The sequence below is a fragment of the Pseudoduganella aquatica genome, assembly GCF_020865585.1.
Lineage (GTDB): Bacteria > Pseudomonadota > Gammaproteobacteria > Burkholderiales > Burkholderiaceae_D > Rugamonas > Rugamonas aquatica_A.
Genome location: NZ_CP086370.1, coordinates 4,546,085 through 4,565,224, shown reverse-complemented (window position 1 = coordinate 4,565,224; position 19,140 = coordinate 4,546,085). Strand labels below are relative to the sequence as shown.

Genomic DNA, 19,140 nt, shown 5'->3' with positions numbered 1-19,140 from the left:
TCAGTGCAGCCAGACGCGCATCAGTGACAGCAGCTGTGCCACGTCCACCGGCTTGGTGATGTAGTCGGAGGCGCCGGCGGCGATGCATTTGTCGCGGTCGCCCTTCATGGCCTTGGCCGTCAGCGTGATGATGGGCAGCGACTTGAACTTCGGTATGCGGCGGATGGCGCGCATGGTGTCGTAGCCGTCCATCTCCGGCATCATGATGTCCATCAGGACGATCTCGATGGTCGGGTCGCGCTCCAGCACCTCGATGCCGTCGCGCCCGTTCTCGGCGAAGGAGACTTGCATCTGCTGGCGCTCCAGCAGCGAGGACAGGGCGAAGATGTTGCGCAAGTCATCGTCGACGATCAGCACTTTGCGCCCGGCCAGGCCGCTGTCCGCCGCGTGGATTTCCTCCAGCATGCGGCGCTGCAGCTCCGGCAGGCTGGCCTGCGAGCGGTGCAGGAACAGCGCCGTCTCGTCCAGCAGGCGCTCGGGCGAGCGGGCGTCCTTGATGACGATGGTCTTGGCGTAGCGCTTGAGCCGCGCCACTTCCTTGCGGTCCAGGTCCTTGGCCGTGTTGATGACGATGGGCAGGTCGCGCAGCGTGGCGTCCTTGCCGATGATGTTGAGCAGGTCGAAGCCGCTGATGTCGGGCAGCGTCAGGTCCAGCACCATGCAGTCGAAGTGGTGGTCGCGCAGCGCCTGGAGCGCCTTCTCGCCGGAGTCCACCGCCACGATGCGCAGGTCGGCGTCGCCGATCAGGCTGACGATGGCGTCGCGCTGGTGCTGCTCGTCGTCCACCACCAGCAGGCTGCGCTTACCGCCCAGCAGGAACTTCTGGATGCGGCTGAATTCCTCGGTCAGCGTTTCCTTGCTGACCGGCTTGTTCAGGTAGGAAATGGCGCCCTGGCGCAGCGCGCGTTCGCGCTCGCGCAGGCTGGACATCACGTGCACCGGGATGTGGCGCGTGCTCGGGTCGCGCTTCAGGCGGTCCAGCACGGTGAAGCCGTCGATGTCGGGCAGGTCCAGGTCCAGCAGGATGGCCGACGGCAGGTAGTCGCGCGCCAGCGACAGGGCCGAGTCCCCCTGGTGGGTGACGATGCCCTTGAAGTTCTTTTCGCGCGCGTAGTCCAGCACCACCTTGGCGAAGCGCTCGTCGTCCTCGATGATGAGCACTGACGGGTCGCCCGGCGCCACCAGGGTGCGGTCGTCGAAGGAGCTGTAGATGGCCAGGTCGGGTTCCGGCTCGGCCAGCGCTTCGACCGCCAGCGGCGGCGGCGCGTACATGATTTTCGGCGGCTGCGCCGGCGCCCGGGTGGGCGGCTGGCGCGACAGGTCGTAGTTGACGAAGCCGGCGCGGTTGTAGGGCAGGAACAGCGTGAAGGTGGAGCCGCTGCCGACCACCGATTCCACGCGGATCTCGCCGCCCAGCAGGCGCGCCAGCTCGCGCGAGATCGACAGCCCCAGGCCGGTGCCGCCGTATTTGCGTGCGGTGGAGCCGTCGGCCTGCTGGAAGGCTTCGAAGATCAGCTGCAGCTTGTCGGCGGCGATGCCCACGCCGGTGTCGCTGACGGCGAAGGCCAGCACGCCGTCCGCATGCAGCAGGTTGGGGTGGTCGCTGGTCCAGCCGCTGGTGACCAGACCGATCACCAGCGACACCTGGCCGTGGTTGGTGAACTTGAAGGCGTTCGACAGCAGGTTTTTCAGCACCTGCTGCAGGCGCGTGGTGTCCGTCATCACGGCGGTCGGCAGGTTCTCCGACAGCTCCACCGAGAAACCGAGATGCTTGGCTTCGGCCATGTGGCGGAAGGTGCGGTCCACGTAGTTGCGCAGGTTGGCGAAGCGGTATTCGGACACGTCCAGCGTCACCGTGCCGGACTCGATCTTGGACAGGTCGAGAATGTCGTTGATCAGCGTAAGCAGGTCGGAGCCGGAGCCGTGGATGGTTTTCGCGAACTCCACCTGCTTGCCGGACAGGTTGCCCTCCGGGTTGTCGCCCAGTTGCTGCGCCAGGATCAGCAGCGAGTTCAAAGGCGTGCGCAGCTCGTGCGACATATTGGCCAGGAACTCGGATTTGTATTTGGACGACAGCGCCAGCTGCGTGGCTTTCTCCTCCAGTGCCAGCTTGGCCTGCTCCACCTCGCGGTTTTTGCGCTCCACCTCGATGTTCTGCTCGGACAGCAGGCGGGCTTTTTCGGCCAGCTCCTGGTTGGTCTGCTGCAGTTCCTGCGCCAGCGACTGCGACTGCGTCAGCAGCGACTCGGTGCGGCTGTTGGCCTCGATGGTGTTGAGCACCACGCCGATGGATTCCATCAGCTGGTCCAGGAAGGACAAGTGGGTTTCGGTGAAGCGGTCCAGCGAGGCGATTTCAATCACCGCCTTCACCTGCTGCTCGAACAGGATAGGCAGCACCACGATATTGGTCGGCGGCGCGGCTCCCAGGCCGGAGCTGACCACGATGTAGTCGCGCGGCACGTCGGTCAGCCAGATGCGGACTTTCTCCAGCGCGCACTGGCCCACCAGGCCTTCGCCCGGCAGGAAGGAGGTGGGCAGCTTGCGGCTGGAGCGGTAGCCGTAGCTGGCGATCATGCGCAGGCGGGCGTCCGTGTCGAGCGAGTCCATCATGTAGAATACGCCGTGGTGGGCGGACACCAGCGGCGCCAGCTCGGACAGGATCAGCTTGGTCACGGCCTGCAAGTCGCGCTGGCCTTGCAGCAAGCGGGTGAAGCGCGCCAGATTGGTCTTCAGCCAGTCCTGCTGCGCGTTCTTCTGCGTGGTTTCCTTCAGGTTGCGGATCATCTCATTGATGTTGTCCTTCAGGTAGGACACCTCGCCGCGCGCCTCCACCTGGATGGAACGGGACAAGTCGCCGCGCGTCACGGCGGTCGCCACCTCGGCAATCGCGCGCACCTGGTTGGTCAGGTTGGCGGCCAGCTGGTTCACGTTCTCGGTCAAGTCCTTCCACGTGCCGGCCACGCCGGACACATTGGCCTGGCCGCCCAGCTTGCCCTCGGTACCCACCTCGCGCGCCACGCGCGTCACTTCCGATGCGAAGGAGGACAATTGGTCCACCATCACGTTGATGGTGTCCTTCAGTTCCAGGATCTCGCCCTTCACGTCCACGGTGATCTTCTTGGACAAGTCGCCGCGCGCCACGGCGGTGGTCACCGCCGCGATGTTGCGCACCTGGCCCGTCAGGTTGGACGCCATGAAGTTCACGTTGTCGGTCAAGTCCTTCCACGTGCCGCCCACGCCGGGCACATAGGCCTGGCCGCCCAGCTTGCCCTCGGTGCCCACCTCGCGCGCCACCCGCGTCACCTCGGAGGCGAAGGAAGACAATTGGTCCACCATCACGTTGATGGTGTTTTTCAGTTCAAGAATTTCACCCTTCACGTCCACCGTGATCTTTTTGGACAGGTCGCCGTTGGCCACGGCGGTGGTCACCTCCGCGATATTGCGCACCTGGCCGGTCAGGTTGCCCGCCATGGAGTTCACGCCGTCGGTCAAGTCCTTCCACGTGCCGGCCACACCGGGCACGTTGGCCTGGCCGCCCAGCTTGCCCTCGGTACCCACCTCGCGCGCCACGCGCGTCACTTCCGACGCGAAGGAGTTCAATTGGTCCACCATCACGTTGATGGTGTTTTTCAGCTCGAGAATCTCGCCCTTCACGTCCACCGTGATCTTCTTGGACAAGTCGCCGTTGGCAACGGCGGTGGTCACGTCCGCGATGTTACGCACCTGGCCGGTCAGGTTGCCGGCCATGGAGTTCACCGAGTCGGTCAAGTCCTTCCACGTGCCGGCCACGCCCTTCACCTGCGCCTGGCCGCCCAGCTTGCCCTCGGTACCCACCTCCCGCGCCACCCGCGTCACCTCGGAGGCGAAGGAGGACAATTGGTCCACCATCACGTTGATGGTGTTTTTCAGTTCAAGAATCTCGCCTTTCACGTCCACCGTGATCTTCTTGGACAAGTCGCCGTTTGCCACGGCGGTGGTCACCGCCGCGATGTTGCGCACCTGGCCCGTGAGGTTGGACGCCATGAAGTTCACGTTGTCGGTCAAGTCCTTCCACGTGCCGCCCACGCCCGGCACATAGGCCTGGCCGCCCAGCTTGCCCTCGGTGCCCACCTCGCGCGCCACGCGCGTCACTTCGGACGCGAAGGAGCGCAGCTGGTCCACCATCACGTTGATGGTGTCCTTCAGCTGCAGGATCTCGCCGCGCACGTCCACCGTGATCTTTTTGGACAAGTCGCCGTTGGCCACGGCGGTGGTCACCTCGGCGATGTTGCGCACCTGCGACGTCAGGTTACCCGCCATGGAGTTTACCGAGTCGGTCAAGTCCTTCCAGGTGCCGGCCACGCCTTTCACTTGCGCCTGGCCGCCCAGCTTGCCCTCGGTGCCCACCTCGCGCGCCACGCGCGTCACTTCGGAGGAGAAGGAGGAGAGCTGCTCCACCATGGTGTTGGCGGTGGTGGCCGCGCGCAGGTACTGGCCCTTGAGCGGGTGGCCGTCCACTTCCAGCGCCATGGTTTGCGACAGGTCGCCTTTCGCCACGGCGCCGATCACCCGCGCCATTTCCGTGGTCGGGCGCACCAGATCGTCGATCAGGGTGTTGACCGAGCTGATGATGGTCTGCCAGCCGCCGGCCACGTTGGGCACGGAGGCGCGCTGCGTCAAGCGGCCTTCGCGGCCCACCACGCGGCTCACGTCGGTGACCACTTTGACCATTTTTTCCTTGGTCTCGATGATCTCGTTCAGGGTGTCGGCGATCTTGCCCGGCATGCCGGTCCAGTCGGACGGCATGCGCACCGAGAAATCGCCTTTCTTCAGCGCCATCAGGATCTGCAGCAGCAGCTTGCTGTCGAGATCCTCGGCAAATTCGGTCATGTTGTTCATCAGGATAAATCCTCGGCAAAAGGTGGCGGACGATGGACGTAAAAGATACTCCGCTGACTAGCGGAGTCAAGTAAATGTTGCCAAAAGCGAAAAGTATGCCAAATATTAATTTGGTAACAGTATCGCGGGAAACTAATTTCTAATTTAGAACTTTTTTAGTTTCCGGCGCGCACGATTGTGCGGACAGGGCGGCTCAGGCCAGTTGCTTCAGCAGGAAGGCGTAGGTCAGCGCCCACATCTGCGCCTGCTGCGCGTTGTTGGCGGCGCCGGCGTGGCCGCCTTCGGTGTTTTCCCAGTACAGCACGTCGTGGCCCTGGTCCTGCATCAGCGCCGCCATTTTGCGGGCGTGGCCGGGGTGGACGCGGTCGTCGCGGGTGGATGTGGTGAGCAGCACGCGCGGGTAGCGCCCGGCGGCGCGCACGTTCTGGTAGGGCGAGTAGCGCTCGATGTAGGCCCACTGCGCCGGGTCGTCCGGGTCGCCGTATTCGCCCATCCAGGAGGCGCCGGCCAGCAGTTGGTGGTAGCGCCGCATGTCCAGCAGCGGCACCTGGCAGACCACGGCGCCGAACAGCTCGGGCCGCTGCGCCATGACGGCGCCCACCAGCAGGCCGCCGTTGCTGCCGCCCATGATGCCGAGGCGGCGCGGGCTGCTCAGGCCGCGCGCGGCCAGGTCTTCGGCCACGGCGATAAAGTCGTCGAAGGCGCGCTGCCGGTGTTCCTTCAGCGCGGCCTGGTGCCAGCGCGGGCCGAATTCGCCGCCGCCCCGGATATTGGCCAGCACGTAGATGCCGCCTTGCTCCAGCCAGGCCGAGCCGGTGACGGCGCTGTAGAAGGGCTTGAGCGAGACTTCGAAGCCGCCGTAGCCGTACAGCAGCGCGGGCCGCTCGGCGCCCGGCGCCGCGTCCCGCCCGGACACGACAAAATAGGGTACGGCGGTGCCGTCGGCCGAGGTGGCGTGCAACTGCTGCACGCGGTAGGGGGCGGCGTCGAAGAAGGCGGGCAGGGATTTCAGCCGCACACGCTCGTCGCTGCCGGCGCGGGCCAGGTAGAGCGTGGTCGGGGTCAGGAAGTCGGTGACGGTGAGGAAGTAGTCGTCGCTGTCTATGCTGTCCAGGGCGCTGGCGTCCAGCGTGCCGAAGGCGGGCGCGTCCACGGTGCGGCGCTGCCAGGCGCCGTCCACGTGGCGCAGCTCGGTGATGCGGTTCTTTACATTGTCCAGTTCGTTGAGCAGCAGGGCAGAGCGGGTGGCGCTGACGCCGTCCAGCGAACTGGTGGGCGTGGGCGTGAACAGCACGGCGAAGGCGCGCTCGCCGAGCAGGTGGCTGCGGAAGTCGGCTGCCAGCAGCGCGCCTTGCGGATAGCGCACGCCGTCCACCATCCATTCCGAGCGCAGCTCGATGATGAGCTGGTCGCGCACGGTGTAGGCGGTGGCGTCGTCCGGCTTGTCCACCCTGGTCAGCGTGGCGCCGTCGCGCAGGTAGAGCTCGTTGGTGTAGAAGCTCATGGATCGCCAGATCAGCTGGAACTCGTGGCCGGGCGTGAAGTCCTTGGCCGCGCCCACGGCCAGGTCGTCCGGCTCGCCTTCGAACACGGTGGCGGCCTGCTCCAGCGGCGTGCCGCGCCGCCATTCCTTGACGATGCGCGGGTAGCCTGAGCTGGTCATGGAGCCGGGGCCGAAGTCGGTGGCGATGAACAGGGTGTCGCGGTCTATCCAGGCGGCGCGGGACTTGGCTTCGGGCAGGGTGAAGCCGCCGTCGACAAAGCTGCGCGTGCCCACGTCGAATTCGCGCAGCACGCAGGCATCGCCGCCGCCGCGCGACAGCGACAGCAGGCAGCGCGTGCTGCGGTGCAGGAAACTGGCGCCGGCCCAGACCCAGTTTTCGTCCTCGGCGGCGGCCAGCGCGTCAATGTCGAGCACGGTGTCCCAGGCCGGTTCGGGTAGCAGGAACTGTTCCGGCGTGGTGCGGCGCCAGATGCCGCGCACGTGGACCGCGTCGCGCCAGAAGTTGTAGTAATAGCCTTCGTGCAGGCTGACGTAGGGAATGCGGTCCTGGGAATTGAGGATGGTCTTGAGCCGCGCATGCAGCGCCGCGTAGTGCGGCGTGGCTTCCAGCTCCGCCTCGGACACGGCATTCTGGCGCCGCACCCATTCCAGCGGCGCCTCGCCGGCCACGTCTTCCAGCCAGAGGTGGGGATCAATATTCAGTTCTGCGGGCATGCGGGTCTCCAAGGCGGCAGTGGGTTGGTCCGCCTATTGTGGCATGCCTGGGGACGGCTGGCTTATGGCGGAGCGGGCTGCTGGCTGACCCAGACCGGGGCGGACCAGAGCAGGGTGCCGTCGTCCTGGGTGATGCGGGCGTAGTAGTAGTGCTCGCCCGGCTCCGGGGTGAGGGTGATGCCGCCGCCGGAGGCTGCGCCGGCGAGGGGCAGCTGGGTGGTGGAGCCGCGCTTGCCGGGCACGCCCGATATGATGGCCAGCGCGGCTACTTGTCTGCCGGTGGCGCTGGCGTGGCGCACGTCCAGCGTCAGCGGGCCGCTGTTGCTGAAGCGCTCGCCCATCAGGCGGCCGTTGGCGGTGAGGACGATCTGGGCCTGCTTGTCCATGGTGGCGAAGACGCGCCGGGCGCGGATGGCGTCCAGCAAGGCGGCGGACGACAGCGCGGTGTTTTCCGGCAGCAGCACCGCCGTGCGGTTGGTGTAGGACATGCCCCAGTTGGCGCAGTGGTTGTCCTGGTTGCTGGCGAAGGCCAGGTGGTAGCCCGCTTCCAGCAGCCGCTGGCAGGCTGGCTCGTAGTTGCTGCGGCGGTTCTCGGTTTCGTCCGTATTGACGGAAAAGGCGTTGCTGTTCATGACCTCGCACAGCGCCATGGCGGCGTCGCCGTCCTCGGTGTAGCCCAGGGGCTGGCCGACGGCGCGGAACTGGCTTTCTTTCGGATGGTTGAACTGGCCCAGCCAGCCGCGCTCGCGCATCAGGGTGTAGAGCGCGCCGTAGTTGCCCTTGGCGGTGGCGATGTCGGCCAGCAGCTCGCCGCCGGCGTTGCGCTCCCAGCCCAGCAGCTCGGGGCTGTTCAGGATGTTCAGGTGGCCGCCGCCGCTGATCACACCCCATTCCATGCCGTAGATGGCCAGAAACTCCGGGTGCGCGGCCGTGTAGGCGGCGGCCGCCACAAGTCCGCCGTGGTACAGGCCCCTGGCCTGATCCGGGTCGGCGGATGGATTGCTGCCGTCGGAGCCGTCGTACATGTGGTTGTGCTCGGACGCCATCAGGAAGTCCAGGCCGTGGCGGCGGGCGTAGTCGAAAGCGTCTTCCGGGCCGAAGGGCGCGCTTTGCGGCTCCTGCGCGCCGGTGCAGTGGTCGAGTGCGCCTCCGCCGTCGCTGTGGCTGGTCTGGCTGTGCAGGTTGCCGTAGTAGACGGTGTAGGGAAGGGCGCCCGCTGCCGGCGCGGCGGCCGGGCTGCGGGCGGTGCGCGCCGTGGGCAGCGGACTGAACTGCGCCAGCGCCAGCGGGGTTGGCGCGCCCATGGCGACATCCCACTGCTGCCGGATGACTTCGCGCGCCCTGCCGGCGCCGGCTTCGGCGCGCATGCGCAATTGATAGACGCCGTCGGGCAGGGAATTTGCCGCCCTGCCAGCGGCCGCAGCCGCACCGGAAGGCGGGCCGCAGCAGACCACGGTGGCGTCGGCCACGCCGGCCCGCGTGGCTGCCGCACCACGCCAGCGCCGCACGGTTGCACCGCCGGGACTGCGCAGCTCCAGCTGCCAGGCAACCCGCCGCGCGCCAGCGCCAGGCAGTGAAAAGTGCATGCCGATGAGGCCTTGCCCGCGCGCGCCGTCCGCCGCTGCGGCGCTGGCCAGCCGGGCCGGCGCGGCCAGCTCCGCCTCGAATTCCCGGTGCTCCCGCTCTGCGGCCATGCAAGCGCCGCCCCAGACTAGGCTGGCAGCGGCTACCATGATGAACGTCCCTGTGGCTGGCCGTGAACAAATGAACATGATTTCCCTCCTGCTCAACATGGTTAGAGCGGGAGCTTGTGAAATCGTTCACCTTTCTTCATCGCTTGCGTTTCGCTAGGCTCAGGTATGGCCAGTTAACGCTGGTTGAAAAATGCTGTTTGATAGTATGCTGCTTTAATGCAAAACAACTGGAACGAAGTGGCCGTGAATGCGTAAACTGGGTGCCCTGCTCAAAAGCCTGATTAATATAAGGACTGTGCTCTGGGGCATAGGCCTGTCGCTGGCATTGTCGGTGGGCATGGTGCTGTACGCGAACGCGGCGCGCGCGGTGGAGGAAGACGACCGCCAGCGCTTCGACAACCTGGCGCGCAGCACCCAGTACAGCATTTCCGCGCGCGTGAAATCCTACTCGGACGTGGTGCGCAGCCTGGTGGCCCTGTTCCAGACCAGCGACTCGCTCAGCCGCCAGCAGTTCCACGAGTACGTGTCCACGCTGAACCTGCCGCAGCATTTTCCTGCCATCGAAGCGCTCAACTACGCCGTGCCGGTGCGCGACGCCGACCGCGACGCCTTTGTGGCCGCGGTGCGCAACGACCGCAGCCTGCATGCGGGCGGCTATCCCAAGTTCGACATCAAGCCGCCCGGCCGGCGCGACCAGTACACCGTGTTGCTCTACCTGGAGCCGATGGAGATGGTGATGGAGCGCTTCGGCGTGGACATCGGCGTCAACCCGGCCATTGCGCGCGCCATGGAGCTGTCGCGCGACACCGGCCAGATCAGCGCCTCCGGCCAGCCGGTGGTGGTGAAAAAACCGGTGCCGCACATTGGCCTGGGCATGCGCCTGCCGGTGTACAAGCGCGGCATGCCGATACACGACGTGGCCAGCCGCCGCGCCGCCTATATCGGTTCGGTCGGCATCGGCTTTTCGGTAGCCAAGCTGGTGCAGGGCGCGATCGACGAAATGGCGATCCGCGAGGTGCACATGCTGCTGTACGCGGACAGCTCCACCGATGTGGAAAAGCGCCGCCTGACCATAGAAAAGACCGACCGCCTGCTGTACAACGACAACGGCTCCATCGAGGCGGTGCCGGTGGCCCCGGCCAATCCCGACGAATACATGGAAACGGTGCTGCCGATCGACTTCAACGGCACGCTGTGGAAGGCGCTGTTCCGCGTCAAGCGCGCGGACATGCACACCGGGCTGGACGCCTATTTCCCGTGGATCGCGCTGGCCACCGGTTTTATCGTCACCATGCTGATCTACGGCTACCTGCTGACCCTGTATTTCTCGCGCCGCAGCGCGATCGAGCAGCGCCTGCTGCTGGACAGCGTGCTCAACAACGTGGACGCCCGCGTCTTCATGAAGGACCAGCAGCGCCGCTATATCTACGTCAACGCCAAGACCGCCGAGGCGATGGGCATGCCGGTGGAGGAGATCATCGGCAAGAGCGACCGCGAACTGATGCCGCCGGCAGAGGCGGACGCGGCCTGGAAGGAGGAGCGCCAGGTCTTCCTGGACGGCATCAAGCGCGCCGGCGAGGAGCGCTATGTGGGGCGCGACGGCGCCGTGCAGCACCTGTGGACCGTGAAGGCGCCGGTGCATATCGATGGCGACGTTGCGGCCGTGATCGGCCTGGCCACCGATATCACCGAGCTGCACAACCTGAAGGAACAGGCGCAGGCCGCCAACCAGGCCAAGAGCGACTTCCTGTCGAATATGAGCCACGAGATCCGCACGCCGATGAACAGCATTATCGGCATGGCGCACCTGGCGCTGAAATCGGTCACCCACCCCAAGCAGCGCGACTACCTGCAGAAGATCTACCATTCCGGCCAGCACCTGCTGGGCATCATCAACGACATCCTGGACTTCTCCAAGATCGAGGCGGGCAAGCTGGAGCTGGAAGTGCTGGACTTCGCGCTGGAGACCTTGCTGGCCAATGTGTCCAGCCAGTTGGGCGAGAGCGCCGCGCGCAAGGAGCTGGAGCTGGTGTTCGAGATCTGGCCGGGCCTGGAGCACCAGCTGCGCGGCGACCCGCTGCGGCTGGAACAGGTGCTGCTCAATTTCACCAGCAACGCCATCAAGTTCTCGGAGAACGGCAAGATCTACATCCGCGCGCGGCCGGTGGAGGACCGCGACACCCACACCGTGGTGCGTTTCGAGGTGCAGGACCAGGGCATAGGCATGAGCCGGGAGCAGATCGACAAGCTGTTCCAGTCCTTCCACCAGGCCGACACGTCCACCACGCGCAAATACGGCGGCACCGGGCTGGGGCTGGTGATCAGCAAGCAGCTGGCCGAACTGATGGGCGGCACCGTGGGCGTGGACAGCCTGCGCGGGCACGGCAGCACGTTCTGGTTCACCGCGCGGCTGGCCAAGGGCACCAATTTCCTGGAGCAGCGCCACAGCGAAACGCTGCAGGCGGACGTGATGGCCACCATCCAGGGCGCCAACATCCTGCTGGTGGAGGACAATATTTTCAGCCAGCAGGTGGGGCAGGAGCTGCTCGAGGACGCGGGCGCCACCGTGTGCATCGCCAACAACGGCAAGGAAGCCATCGACCTGCTGCTCAAGGAGCATTTCGACTGCGTGCTGATGGACGTGCAGATGCCGGTGATGGACGGCTACGAGGCCACGCGATTGATCCGCTCGCACCCCAAGCTGGCCGGCACGCTGGTGATCGCCATGACGGCCAACGCCGGACGCGACGACCAGGCCCGCTGCATCGCCGCCGGCATGGACGAGTTCATCACCAAGCCGATCGCGCCTAACCTGCTGTTCATGGTGCTGTCGCGCTGGATGGTGCAGCGCGCCGGCGAGGGCACGCGGCCGCCGCGCAAGGACAGCCGGCCGGCCGTGTCCGCCGCCGCCGGGATCGAGACGCCGCTGCCGGAGAGCCCGGCGGACGCGGTTGCCGACGAGCCCGTCAGCGTTGCGGTCCCCGCGCCGCAGGCCGGCGGCGAGCTGTTCGACATCGGCGCGCTGGCGCAAACCTTCGGCAACAAGCACGACAAGATGCGCAAGTACGCGCTGATGTTCCTGGACGCCGCGCGCGACGGCATGGTGGAAGTGAACCAGGCCATGGCCGACGAGGACATGGCGCGCCTGGCCGAGCTGGGCCACCGCATCAAGTCCTCCGCCCGCGCCGTCGGCGCCATGAGCTTCGCCGAGCTGTGCCTGGCCCTGGAACACCTGTCGCCGGACGCCGCGCCGGCCCAGGCCCGGCACATCGTGGACCAGATGCAGCCGCTGCTGGACGTGCTGCAGGGCCATATCGCCCAGGAGCTGACCGCCCACGCGGCGGGCTAGGAGAAAAGTGGACGGAGGGGGAAATATTTTTCGAAGCGTGTCGATTTTGTGCGCAGCCGTCCGTCGTAGGGATGAAGCACCGTTTGCCCATACCACTTTGACCAAGGAAACGCCATGAAGAATCAGATCATCCTCAACTTGCCGGTGAAGGACCTGGATAAGTCCAAAGCCTTCTTTTCCTCGCTCGGCTTTACTTTCAGCGACCGGTTTAGCGGCGAGAACGCGGCATTCATGAACATCGCCGGCGACACCATCCAGGCCATGCTGACGGCCGAGCCTTTCTTCCAGTCCCTGATCAACAAGCCAGTCGTGCAGGCGAAGGACGCCAATGAAGTCGTCATCTGCCTGAGCTGCGAAAGCCGGGAGGAAGTTGACAGCCTCATCGCCAAGGCCGTCGCCGCCGGCGGCCGCACGCCGCACCCGCCGGAGGACCACGGCTTCATGTACGACCAGGGCTTCGAGGACATAGACGGCCACCTGTGGAACCTGGTCTGGATGGCGCCGGAGGCCTGACCCCGAACGGAGGACATGATGGGACTCTTGACCTTCAGTATCAATGTCACCCTGGACGGCTGCATCGACCACCAGGAGGGCATCGCCGACGACGAGACGCACGCCTTCTTCACCCGCCTCATGGACGAGCACGGGGCGATGCTGTGGGGCCGTACGACCTACGAGATGATGGAGAGCTACTGGCCAACTGTCGCCCGCGGCGCTGCGGAGGCGCCGCCGGCGATGCGCGAGTGGGCGGTCAAGCTGGAGGCCAAGCCGAAGTACGTGGTGTCCTCGGCGCGAACCGGCTTCACGTGGACCAACACCCACCACATCGCCGGCGACCTGCGCGCGAGCATACATAAGCTCAAGGACGCCACCCGGGACGGCGTACTCCTCGGCAGCGGCAAGCTCGCGGCCGAGCTCGACCGGCTGGACCTGATCGACGAGTACAAATTCCTCGTGCACCCCAGGATCGCCGGCCATGGCCCGACCCTGTACTGGAGCGGACTGCCCGGCACACGGCGGCTCGAGTTGATCTCGGCGCAGCCGCTCAGCAACGGCGCGGTCGCCATGCATTACCGGCGCGCGCGCTGACAGGGGTTTGCTATGATTGCAAGCCTATCCACCCACCGGAGGCCGCACCATGCTTGAAACGTTCAAGATCGTTGATTTGCCGGCGCAGGCTGTTGCCTGCATCCATATCACCGTGCCCGCCACCCAGATCCAGACGGTGATGGGGCCGGGCATACAGGAGCTGTTTGCGGCGCTGCAGGAGCAGGGCGTGGCGCCCACCGGTCCCTGGTTCACGCACCATTCCCGGCGCCCGACCGATACCTTTGATTTCGATATCTGCCTGCCGGTGGCTGCCGCCGTGAAGGAACAGGGGCGCGTCAAATCCGGCACCATCCCGGCCATGCGCGCCGCGCAGACTGTTTATCAGGGTGCTTATGAAGGCCTGGGCGAGGCCTGGGGCACTTTTATCCAACAAATTGCCGACGCCGGCCACCGCACCAAGGTGGATCTGGTGGAGACCTATGTGCTTGGCCCGGAAACCGGCGCGCCGCCGCAGGAGTGGCGCACGCAGCTGACGCAGCCGCTGGAGTAGTCGGCTACTGTCGATAGGCAACAGTGCAAGAGGTCTGCGGCAGTTGACCTAGAATGGTTCGCTTCACCAGCCCGGAGGAAGCGCACCATGGAAGACTTGCCTGGCACTAAAATTTCCCGCCGTGACTTGTTGATTGCAGGGGCGCTGTCCGCCACGGCGGCGGCCATGCCGCCGGTGGCGATGGCGCAAGCACATGCGCAGGACGGCGCGCCGTCTCCCAGCCTGCCGCCGGTGCGCTGCGCGTTCACCGTGAACGGCGTCCGCCAGGAACTCAGCCTGGATGCGCGCACCTCGCTGCTGGACGCCTTGCGTGAGCACCTGCGCCTGACCGGCACCAAGAAAGGCTGCGACCACGGCCAATGCGGCGCCTGCACGGTGCTGCTGGACGGCCGCCGCATCAATTCCTGCCTGACCCTGGCGGTCATGCACGAGGGCGCGCAGATCACCACCATCGAAGGCCTGGGCACGCCGGACAAGCTGCACCCCATGCAGGCCGCTTTCATCAAGAACGACGGCTACCAGTGCGGCTATTGTACCCCCGGCCAGATCTGTTCGGCCCTGGCGGTGCTGGACGAGATCCGCCAGGGCAAGCCCAGCCACGTTACCCAGGACCTGGCCGCCAGGCCGCTGCTGAGCGTAGAGGAGATCCGCGAGCGCATGAGCGGCAATATCTGCCGCTGCGGCGCTTATTCCAACATTGTGGACGCGATCACCGAAGTGGGCGGCGCGGCGGGGAGGGCGGCATGAGGGCATTTACCTATCAGCGCGCACAGTCCCCGGCCGAGGCGGCGGCAGCGGCCTTCCGCACGCCGGGCAGCCGCTTTATTGCCGGCGGCACCAATCTGCTGGACCTGATGAAGCTGGAAATCGAGACGCCGCAGCATCTGATCGACGTGAACGGCCTGGCGCTGGACAAGATCGAGCCCACGCCGCAAGGCGGCCTGCGCATCGGCGCGCTGGTGCGCAACACCGACCTGGCCTCGGACCAGCGCGTGCGGCAGGATTATGCCGTGCTGTCGCGCGCGCTGCTGGCCGGCGCCTCCATGCAGTTGCGCAACCGCGCCACGACGGCGGGCAATCTGCTTCAGCGCACGCGCTGCCCGTATTTTTACGACACCAACCAGCCTTGCAACAAGCGCCAGCCCGGCAGCGGCTGCGCGGCCATCGGCGGCTACAGCCGCCAGCACGCGGTGGTGGGCGGCAGCGACGCCTGCATCGCTACCCATCCCAGCGACATGGCCGTGGCCATGCGCCTGCTGGACGCGGAGGTGGAAACGGTAAAGCCGGACGGCGCCGCGCGCACCATCCCCATTGTGTCGCTGCACCGGCTGCCGGGCAATACGCCGCACCTGGAAACGGCGCTGGAGCCCGGCGAGCTGATTACCGCCGTCACCCTGCCCAAGCCGGTGGGCGGCAAGCATGTCTACCGCAAGGTGCGAGACCGGTCTTCCTATGCCTTCGCACTGGTGTCCGTGGCCGCCATCGTCCAGCCTGACGGCAGCGGGCGGGTGGCGCTGGGCGGGGTGGCGCACAAGCCGTGGCGCATCGAGGCCGCCGAGCAGCAACTGGCGCGCGGCGCGGAGCCGGTGGCCACGCAACTGCTGGCGGGCGCCCGCACCACGCCGGACAACGCGTTCAAGATCCTGCTGGTGCAGCGCACCCTGGCGTCCGTGCTGGACGAAGCGAAGAAAGGCTGATGCGATGAAATTCACCACTCCCGCCACCACCAATCCCATCGACCAGCTCAAGGTGGTCGGCCGCGCCACCGACCGTATCGACGGCCCGCTCAAGACCTGCGGCGCCGCGCCCTACGCCTACGAACAGCACGGCGCCGCGCCGGACGCCGTCTACGGCCATGTGCTGGGCGCGGGCATCGCCAAAGGCCGCATCGCGGCCATGGACGTGAGCGCGGCGCGGCGCGCGCCCGGCGTGCTGGCCGTGGTCACCGCCGCCAGCGCGGGCAAGCTGTGCAAGGGCAAGTTCAATACCGCCAGGCTGCTGGGCGGCCCGGAAATCGACCACTACCACCAGGCCATCGCGCTGGTGGTGGCCGAGACCTTCGAGCAGGCCCGCGCCGGCGCGCAGCTGATCAAGGTGAAATACGTCCGGCAGAAGGGCGCCTATGACCTGGCGCTCGCCAAGGACAAGGCCAAGGCGCCCAAGCCCGAGCAGGGCGATGCGCCGCCGGACTCGAAGGCCGGCAATTTCGAGGCAGGCTACGCGGCCGCCCCGGTCAAGCTGGACGCGCAGTACACCACGCCTGACCAGTCCCATGCCATGATGGAGCCGCACGCCTCGATGGCGGCGTGGAAAGGGGACCGGCTTACCGTGTGGACCGCGAACCAGATGGTGGACTGGGGGCGCGGCGACATTGCCAAAACGCTGGGCATCCCCAAGGACAAGGTGCGCGTGGTGTCGCCCTATATCGGCGGCGGCTTCGGCGGCAAGCTGTTCGTGCGTTCGGAGGCGCTGCTGGCCGCGCTGGGCGCGCGGGCGGTGCGGCGGCCGGTCAAGGTGGCGCTGGCGCGTCCGCTCATGATGAACAACACCACCCACCGTCCCGCCACCATACAGCGCATCCGCATCGGCGCCACGCGCGACGGCAAGATCAGCGCCATCGGGCACGAGTCCTGGTCGGGCGATCTGCCGGGCGGCAAGCCGGAGACGGCGGTGCAGCAAACGCGCTTGCTGTACGCGGGCGCGGACCGCATGACGAAGACCCGGTTGGCCGTGCTGGACCTGCCCGAGGGGAACGCCATGCGCGCGCCCGGCGAGGCGCCCGGCCTGATGGCGCTGGAGATTGCCATGGACGAGATGGCGGAGAAGCTGCAAATGGATCCGGTGCGCTTCCGCATCCTGAACGACACCAAGGTGGACCCGGAAAAGCCGGGCCGGCCGTTCTCGCAGCGGCGGCTGATCGACTGCCTGCGCGGCGGCGCCGAGCGCTTCGGCTGGAGCGCGCGCAATCCTCAGCCGGCCAGCGTGCGCGACGGGCGCTGGCTGGTGGGCATGGGCGTGGCGGCGGCGTTCCGCAACAACCTGGTGATGAAGTCCGCCGCGCGCGTGCGGCTGGAGCGCGACGGCAGCGTGACGGTGGAAACCGACATGACCGACATCGGCACCGGCAGCTACACCATCATCGCGCAGACCGCCGCTGAAATGCTGGGCGTGCCGCTGGCCAGCGTGGCGGTGCGGCTGGGCGACTCGGACTTCCCCGTGTCGGCCGGCTCCGGCGGGCAATGGGGCGGCAACAGCTCCACCTCGGGCGTGTACGCCGCCTGCGTCAAGCTGCGCGAGGAAGTGGCGCGCAGGCTGGGCTATCCGCCCGACCAGGCGGTGTTCGCGGACGGGCAGGTGAGCGCGGGCGGCAGCGCCACGCCGCTGGCCAAGGCAGCCGAAGCGGGCGAGATCACGGCCGAAGACGCCATCGAGTTCGGCAGGCTGGACAAGGAGTTCCAGCAGTCGACCTTTGGCGCGCATTTTGTGGAGGTGGGGGTGGACGCGGCCACCGGCGAAACGCGCGTGCGGCGCATGCTGGCCGTATGCGCGGCGGGGCGCATCCTCAACCCCAAGTCGGCGCGCAGCCAGGTGATAGGCGCCATGACCATGGGCGTGGGCGCGGCGCTGATGGAGCACCTGGTGGTGGACAAGCGCGGCGGCTTCTTCGTCAACCACGACCTGGCCGGCTACGAGGTGCCGGTGCATGCCGACATTCCGCACCAGGAGGTGATTTTCCTCGACGAGACCGACCCCGTTTCCTCGCCGATGAAGGCCAAGGGCGTGGGCGAGCTGGGGATTTGCGGCGTGGCGGCGGCGGTGGCCAACGCCATCTACAACGCCACCGGGGTGCGGGTGCGGGACTATCCCGTCACCCTGGACAAGCTGCTGGCCGGGATGCCGCGCTACGCCTGATGTGACACCTGGCGCGGCCCCGGCTGCGGCTTGGCTATGCGGCCAGGGGCGGGGCCGGATCGAGGTCGCGCATCACCGGGGTGGTGAATTCGAAGCGCTTGATCTCGCCCACCATCAGCACGTAGCACAGGATGGCGACCGCCGCGTTGGCGCCCACGAACACCAGGGCGCCGGCGAAGGAGCCGGTGGCCTGCAGGATGTAGCCGATCACGATGGGCGTGGTGATGCCGGCCGTGTTGCCGAAGGTGTTGAACAGCGCGCCGCTCATGCCGCCCGCTTCCTTGGGCGAGGTGTCGGCCACCACGGCCCAGCCCAGCGCGCCTATGCCCTTGCCGAAGAAGGCCAGCGACATCACCATCACCACCACCCAGTCGGCCTCCACGTAGTTGCAGACGATCATGGACATGGCCAGCAGCATGCCGCCCACGATGGGCGTCTTGCGCGCCACCGACAGCGAGCGGCCGGACTTGATCATGCGGTCCGAGATCACGCCGCCCAGCACGCCGCCGAGGAAGCCCGCCACGGCCGGCAGCGCGGCCACGAAGCCGGCTTTCAGGATGGTCATGTGACGCTCGGTGACGAGGTAGACCGGGAACCAGGTCAGGAAGAAATAGGTCAGCGTGTTGATGCAGTACTGGCCGATGTAGACGCCCAGCAGCATGCGGTTGGCCAGCAGCTGGCGGATGCAGGACCAGGTGTCCAGTTTCTGCGTGGCGGCGGCCTTGTCCTTGCTTTCCAGGTCCACCAGCGCGCCGCCGGCCTTGATGTATGCCAGCTCGGCGGCGTTGATGCGCGGATGGTCCTTGGGGCCGTAGACCGTCTTCAGCCACAGCAGCGACACCAGGATGCCCAGCCCGCCCATGACGTAGAACACGCTTTGCCAGCCCAGCGAGTGCACCAGCCAGCCCATCAGCGGCGCAAACAGCACGGTGGCGAAATACTGCGCCGAGTTGAAGATGGCGGCGGCCGTGCCGCGCTCGCTGGTCGGGAACCAGGCCGAGGCCAGCCGGCTGTTGCCGGGGAAGGAGGGCGCCTCGGCCACGCCGATGAGCAGGCGCAGCGAGAACAGCACGGCGACGGCGGCCGCGCCGGTGAAGAAGCCCACGCCGCCCATCATCATGGTGAAGGCCGACCACAGGAAAATGCTGAAGAAATAGGTGACTTTGGAGCCGAAGCGGTCCAGCAGCCAGCCGCCGGGCAGCTGCGCCAGCACATAGGACCAGGCGAAGGCCGAGAAGACGAAGCCCATCTGCACCGGCGTCAGCCCCAGCAGCTTTTTCAGCTCGGGTCCGGCGATCGCGATGGTGGCGCGGTCGGCGTAGTTGATGGTGGTAACGAGGAAGAGGATGGCCAGTATCATCCAGCGGACTTTGGTGGCCCTGGCGGGCGCGGCGTGTTGCGGTGTCATTCGAGTCTCCAAGCGAAAGCGTGGAGCCATGATATCTCAGACGTCGGACATCGTACAACTAATTTGCGAAACCGTGCGGCG

At 66.7% G+C, this 19,140-nt stretch carries 11 protein-coding genes; 7 read left to right on the top strand and 4 right to left on the bottom strand.

What is annotated here, in order from left to right; all coding sequences use genetic code 11:
• From KT882_RS20310 to KT882_RS20300, 3 genes are all read right to left on the bottom strand, one after another.
• Positions 1 to 4,878 (bottom strand): HAMP domain-containing protein, encoded by a 4,878-nt coding sequence (locus KT882_RS20310; RefSeq protein ID WP_161070735.1) that lies wholly within the window; start codon positions 4,876 to 4,878, stop codon positions 1 to 3.
• A gap of 193 nt (positions 4,879 to 5,071) precedes the next feature.
• Positions 5,072 to 7,096, bottom strand: coding sequence for a prolyl oligopeptidase family serine peptidase (locus KT882_RS20305; RefSeq protein WP_228893145.1), 2,025 nt, complete (start codon positions 7,094 to 7,096; stop codon positions 5,072 to 5,074).
• A gap of 62 nt (positions 7,097 to 7,158) precedes the next feature.
• A complete protein-coding gene (locus KT882_RS20300) occupies positions 7,159 to 8,790 on the bottom strand; it encodes a CehA/McbA family metallohydrolase (RefSeq protein WP_228893144.1) in 1,632 nt (543 codons plus the stop codon).
• A gap of 247 nt (positions 8,791 to 9,037) precedes the next feature.
• On the opposite strand from KT882_RS20300, the gene KT882_RS20295 reads away from it, so the two are divergent.
• The 7 genes from KT882_RS20295 to paoC all read left to right on the top strand — a co-directional run bounded on the left by KT882_RS20295 (position 9,038) and on the right by paoC (position 17,651).
• Positions 9,038 to 12,139, top strand: a complete 3,102-nt coding sequence (locus tag KT882_RS20295) for a CHASE domain-containing protein (RefSeq protein ID WP_161070738.1) — start codon at positions 9,038 to 9,040, stop codon at positions 12,137 to 12,139.
• 114 nt (positions 12,140 to 12,253) lie between these two features.
• On the top strand, positions 12,254 to 12,652 hold the full coding sequence (locus tag KT882_RS20290; protein WP_161070739.1) for a VOC family protein: 399 nt from the start codon (positions 12,254 to 12,256) through the stop codon (positions 12,650 to 12,652).
• Between the two features lie 15 nt (positions 12,653 to 12,667).
• On the top strand, positions 12,668 to 13,228 hold the full coding sequence (locus tag KT882_RS20285; RefSeq protein ID WP_228893143.1) for a dihydrofolate reductase family protein: 561 nt from the start codon (positions 12,668 to 12,670) through the stop codon (positions 13,226 to 13,228).
• A 49-nt stretch (positions 13,229 to 13,277) separates the two neighbouring features.
• A complete protein-coding gene (locus tag KT882_RS20280) occupies positions 13,278 to 13,739 on the top strand; it encodes a GyrI-like domain-containing protein (RefSeq protein WP_161070740.1) in 462 nt (153 codons plus the stop codon).
• A gap of 87 nt (positions 13,740 to 13,826) precedes the next feature.
• On the top strand, positions 13,827 to 14,486 hold the full coding sequence (gene paoA, locus KT882_RS20275) for an aldehyde dehydrogenase iron-sulfur subunit PaoA (protein ID WP_228893142.1): 660 nt from the start codon (positions 13,827 to 13,829) through the stop codon (positions 14,484 to 14,486).
• A complete protein-coding gene (locus KT882_RS20270; RefSeq protein WP_228893141.1) occupies positions 14,483 to 15,436 on the top strand; it encodes an FAD binding domain-containing protein in 954 nt (317 codons plus the stop codon). Before paoA ends, KT882_RS20270 begins: the two co-directional genes overlap by 4 nt.
• Positions 15,437 to 15,440: 4 nt before the next feature.
• Positions 15,441 to 17,651 carry an aldehyde oxidoreductase molybdenum-binding subunit PaoC gene (paoC, locus tag KT882_RS20265; RefSeq protein WP_228893140.1) on the top strand — a complete coding sequence of 737 codons (2,211 nt, stop codon included), beginning with the start codon at positions 15,441 to 15,443 and terminating at the stop codon, positions 17,649 to 17,651.
• A gap of 34 nt (positions 17,652 to 17,685) precedes the next feature.
• Here paoC and KT882_RS20260 read toward each other — a convergent pair whose 3' ends face one another.
• Positions 17,686 to 19,059, bottom strand: coding sequence for an MFS transporter (locus tag KT882_RS20260; protein ID WP_161070744.1), 1,374 nt, complete (start codon positions 19,057 to 19,059; stop codon positions 17,686 to 17,688).
• Positions 19,060 to 19,140: the final 81 nt, after the last annotated feature.

Bases quoted from the DNA above. Each gene is read 5' to 3' on its own strand.
- KT882_RS20310 (WP_161070735.1), bottom strand. From the start codon at position 4,878: ATGAACAACATGACCGAATTTGCCGAGGATCTCGACAGCAAGCTGCTG.
- KT882_RS20285 (WP_228893143.1), top strand. From the start codon at position 12,668: ATGATGGGACTCTTGACCTTCAGTATCAATGTCACCCTGGACGGCTGC.
- KT882_RS20305 (WP_228893145.1), bottom strand. From the start codon at position 7,096: ATGCCCGCAGAACTGAATATTGATCCCCACCTCTGGCTGGAAGACGTG.
- KT882_RS20280 (WP_161070740.1), top strand. From the start codon at position 13,278: ATGCTTGAAACGTTCAAGATCGTTGATTTGCCGGCGCAGGCTGTTGCC.
- KT882_RS20300 (WP_228893144.1), bottom strand. From the start codon at position 8,790: ATGGCCGCAGAGCGGGAGCACCGGGAATTCGAGGCGGAGCTGGCCGCG.
- paoC (WP_228893140.1), top strand. From the start codon at position 15,441: ATGAAATTCACCACTCCCGCCACCACCAATCCCATCGACCAGCTCAAG.
- paoA (WP_228893142.1), top strand. From the start codon at position 13,827: ATGGAAGACTTGCCTGGCACTAAAATTTCCCGCCGTGACTTGTTGATT.
- KT882_RS20260 (WP_161070744.1), bottom strand. From the start codon at position 19,059: ATGACACCGCAACACGCCGCGCCCGCCAGGGCCACCAAAGTCCGCTGG.
- KT882_RS20290 (WP_161070739.1), top strand. From the start codon at position 12,254: ATGAAGAATCAGATCATCCTCAACTTGCCGGTGAAGGACCTGGATAAG.
- KT882_RS20270 (WP_228893141.1), top strand. From the start codon at position 14,483: ATGAGGGCATTTACCTATCAGCGCGCACAGTCCCCGGCCGAGGCGGCG.
- KT882_RS20295 (WP_161070738.1), top strand. From the start codon at position 9,038: ATGCGTAAACTGGGTGCCCTGCTCAAAAGCCTGATTAATATAAGGACT.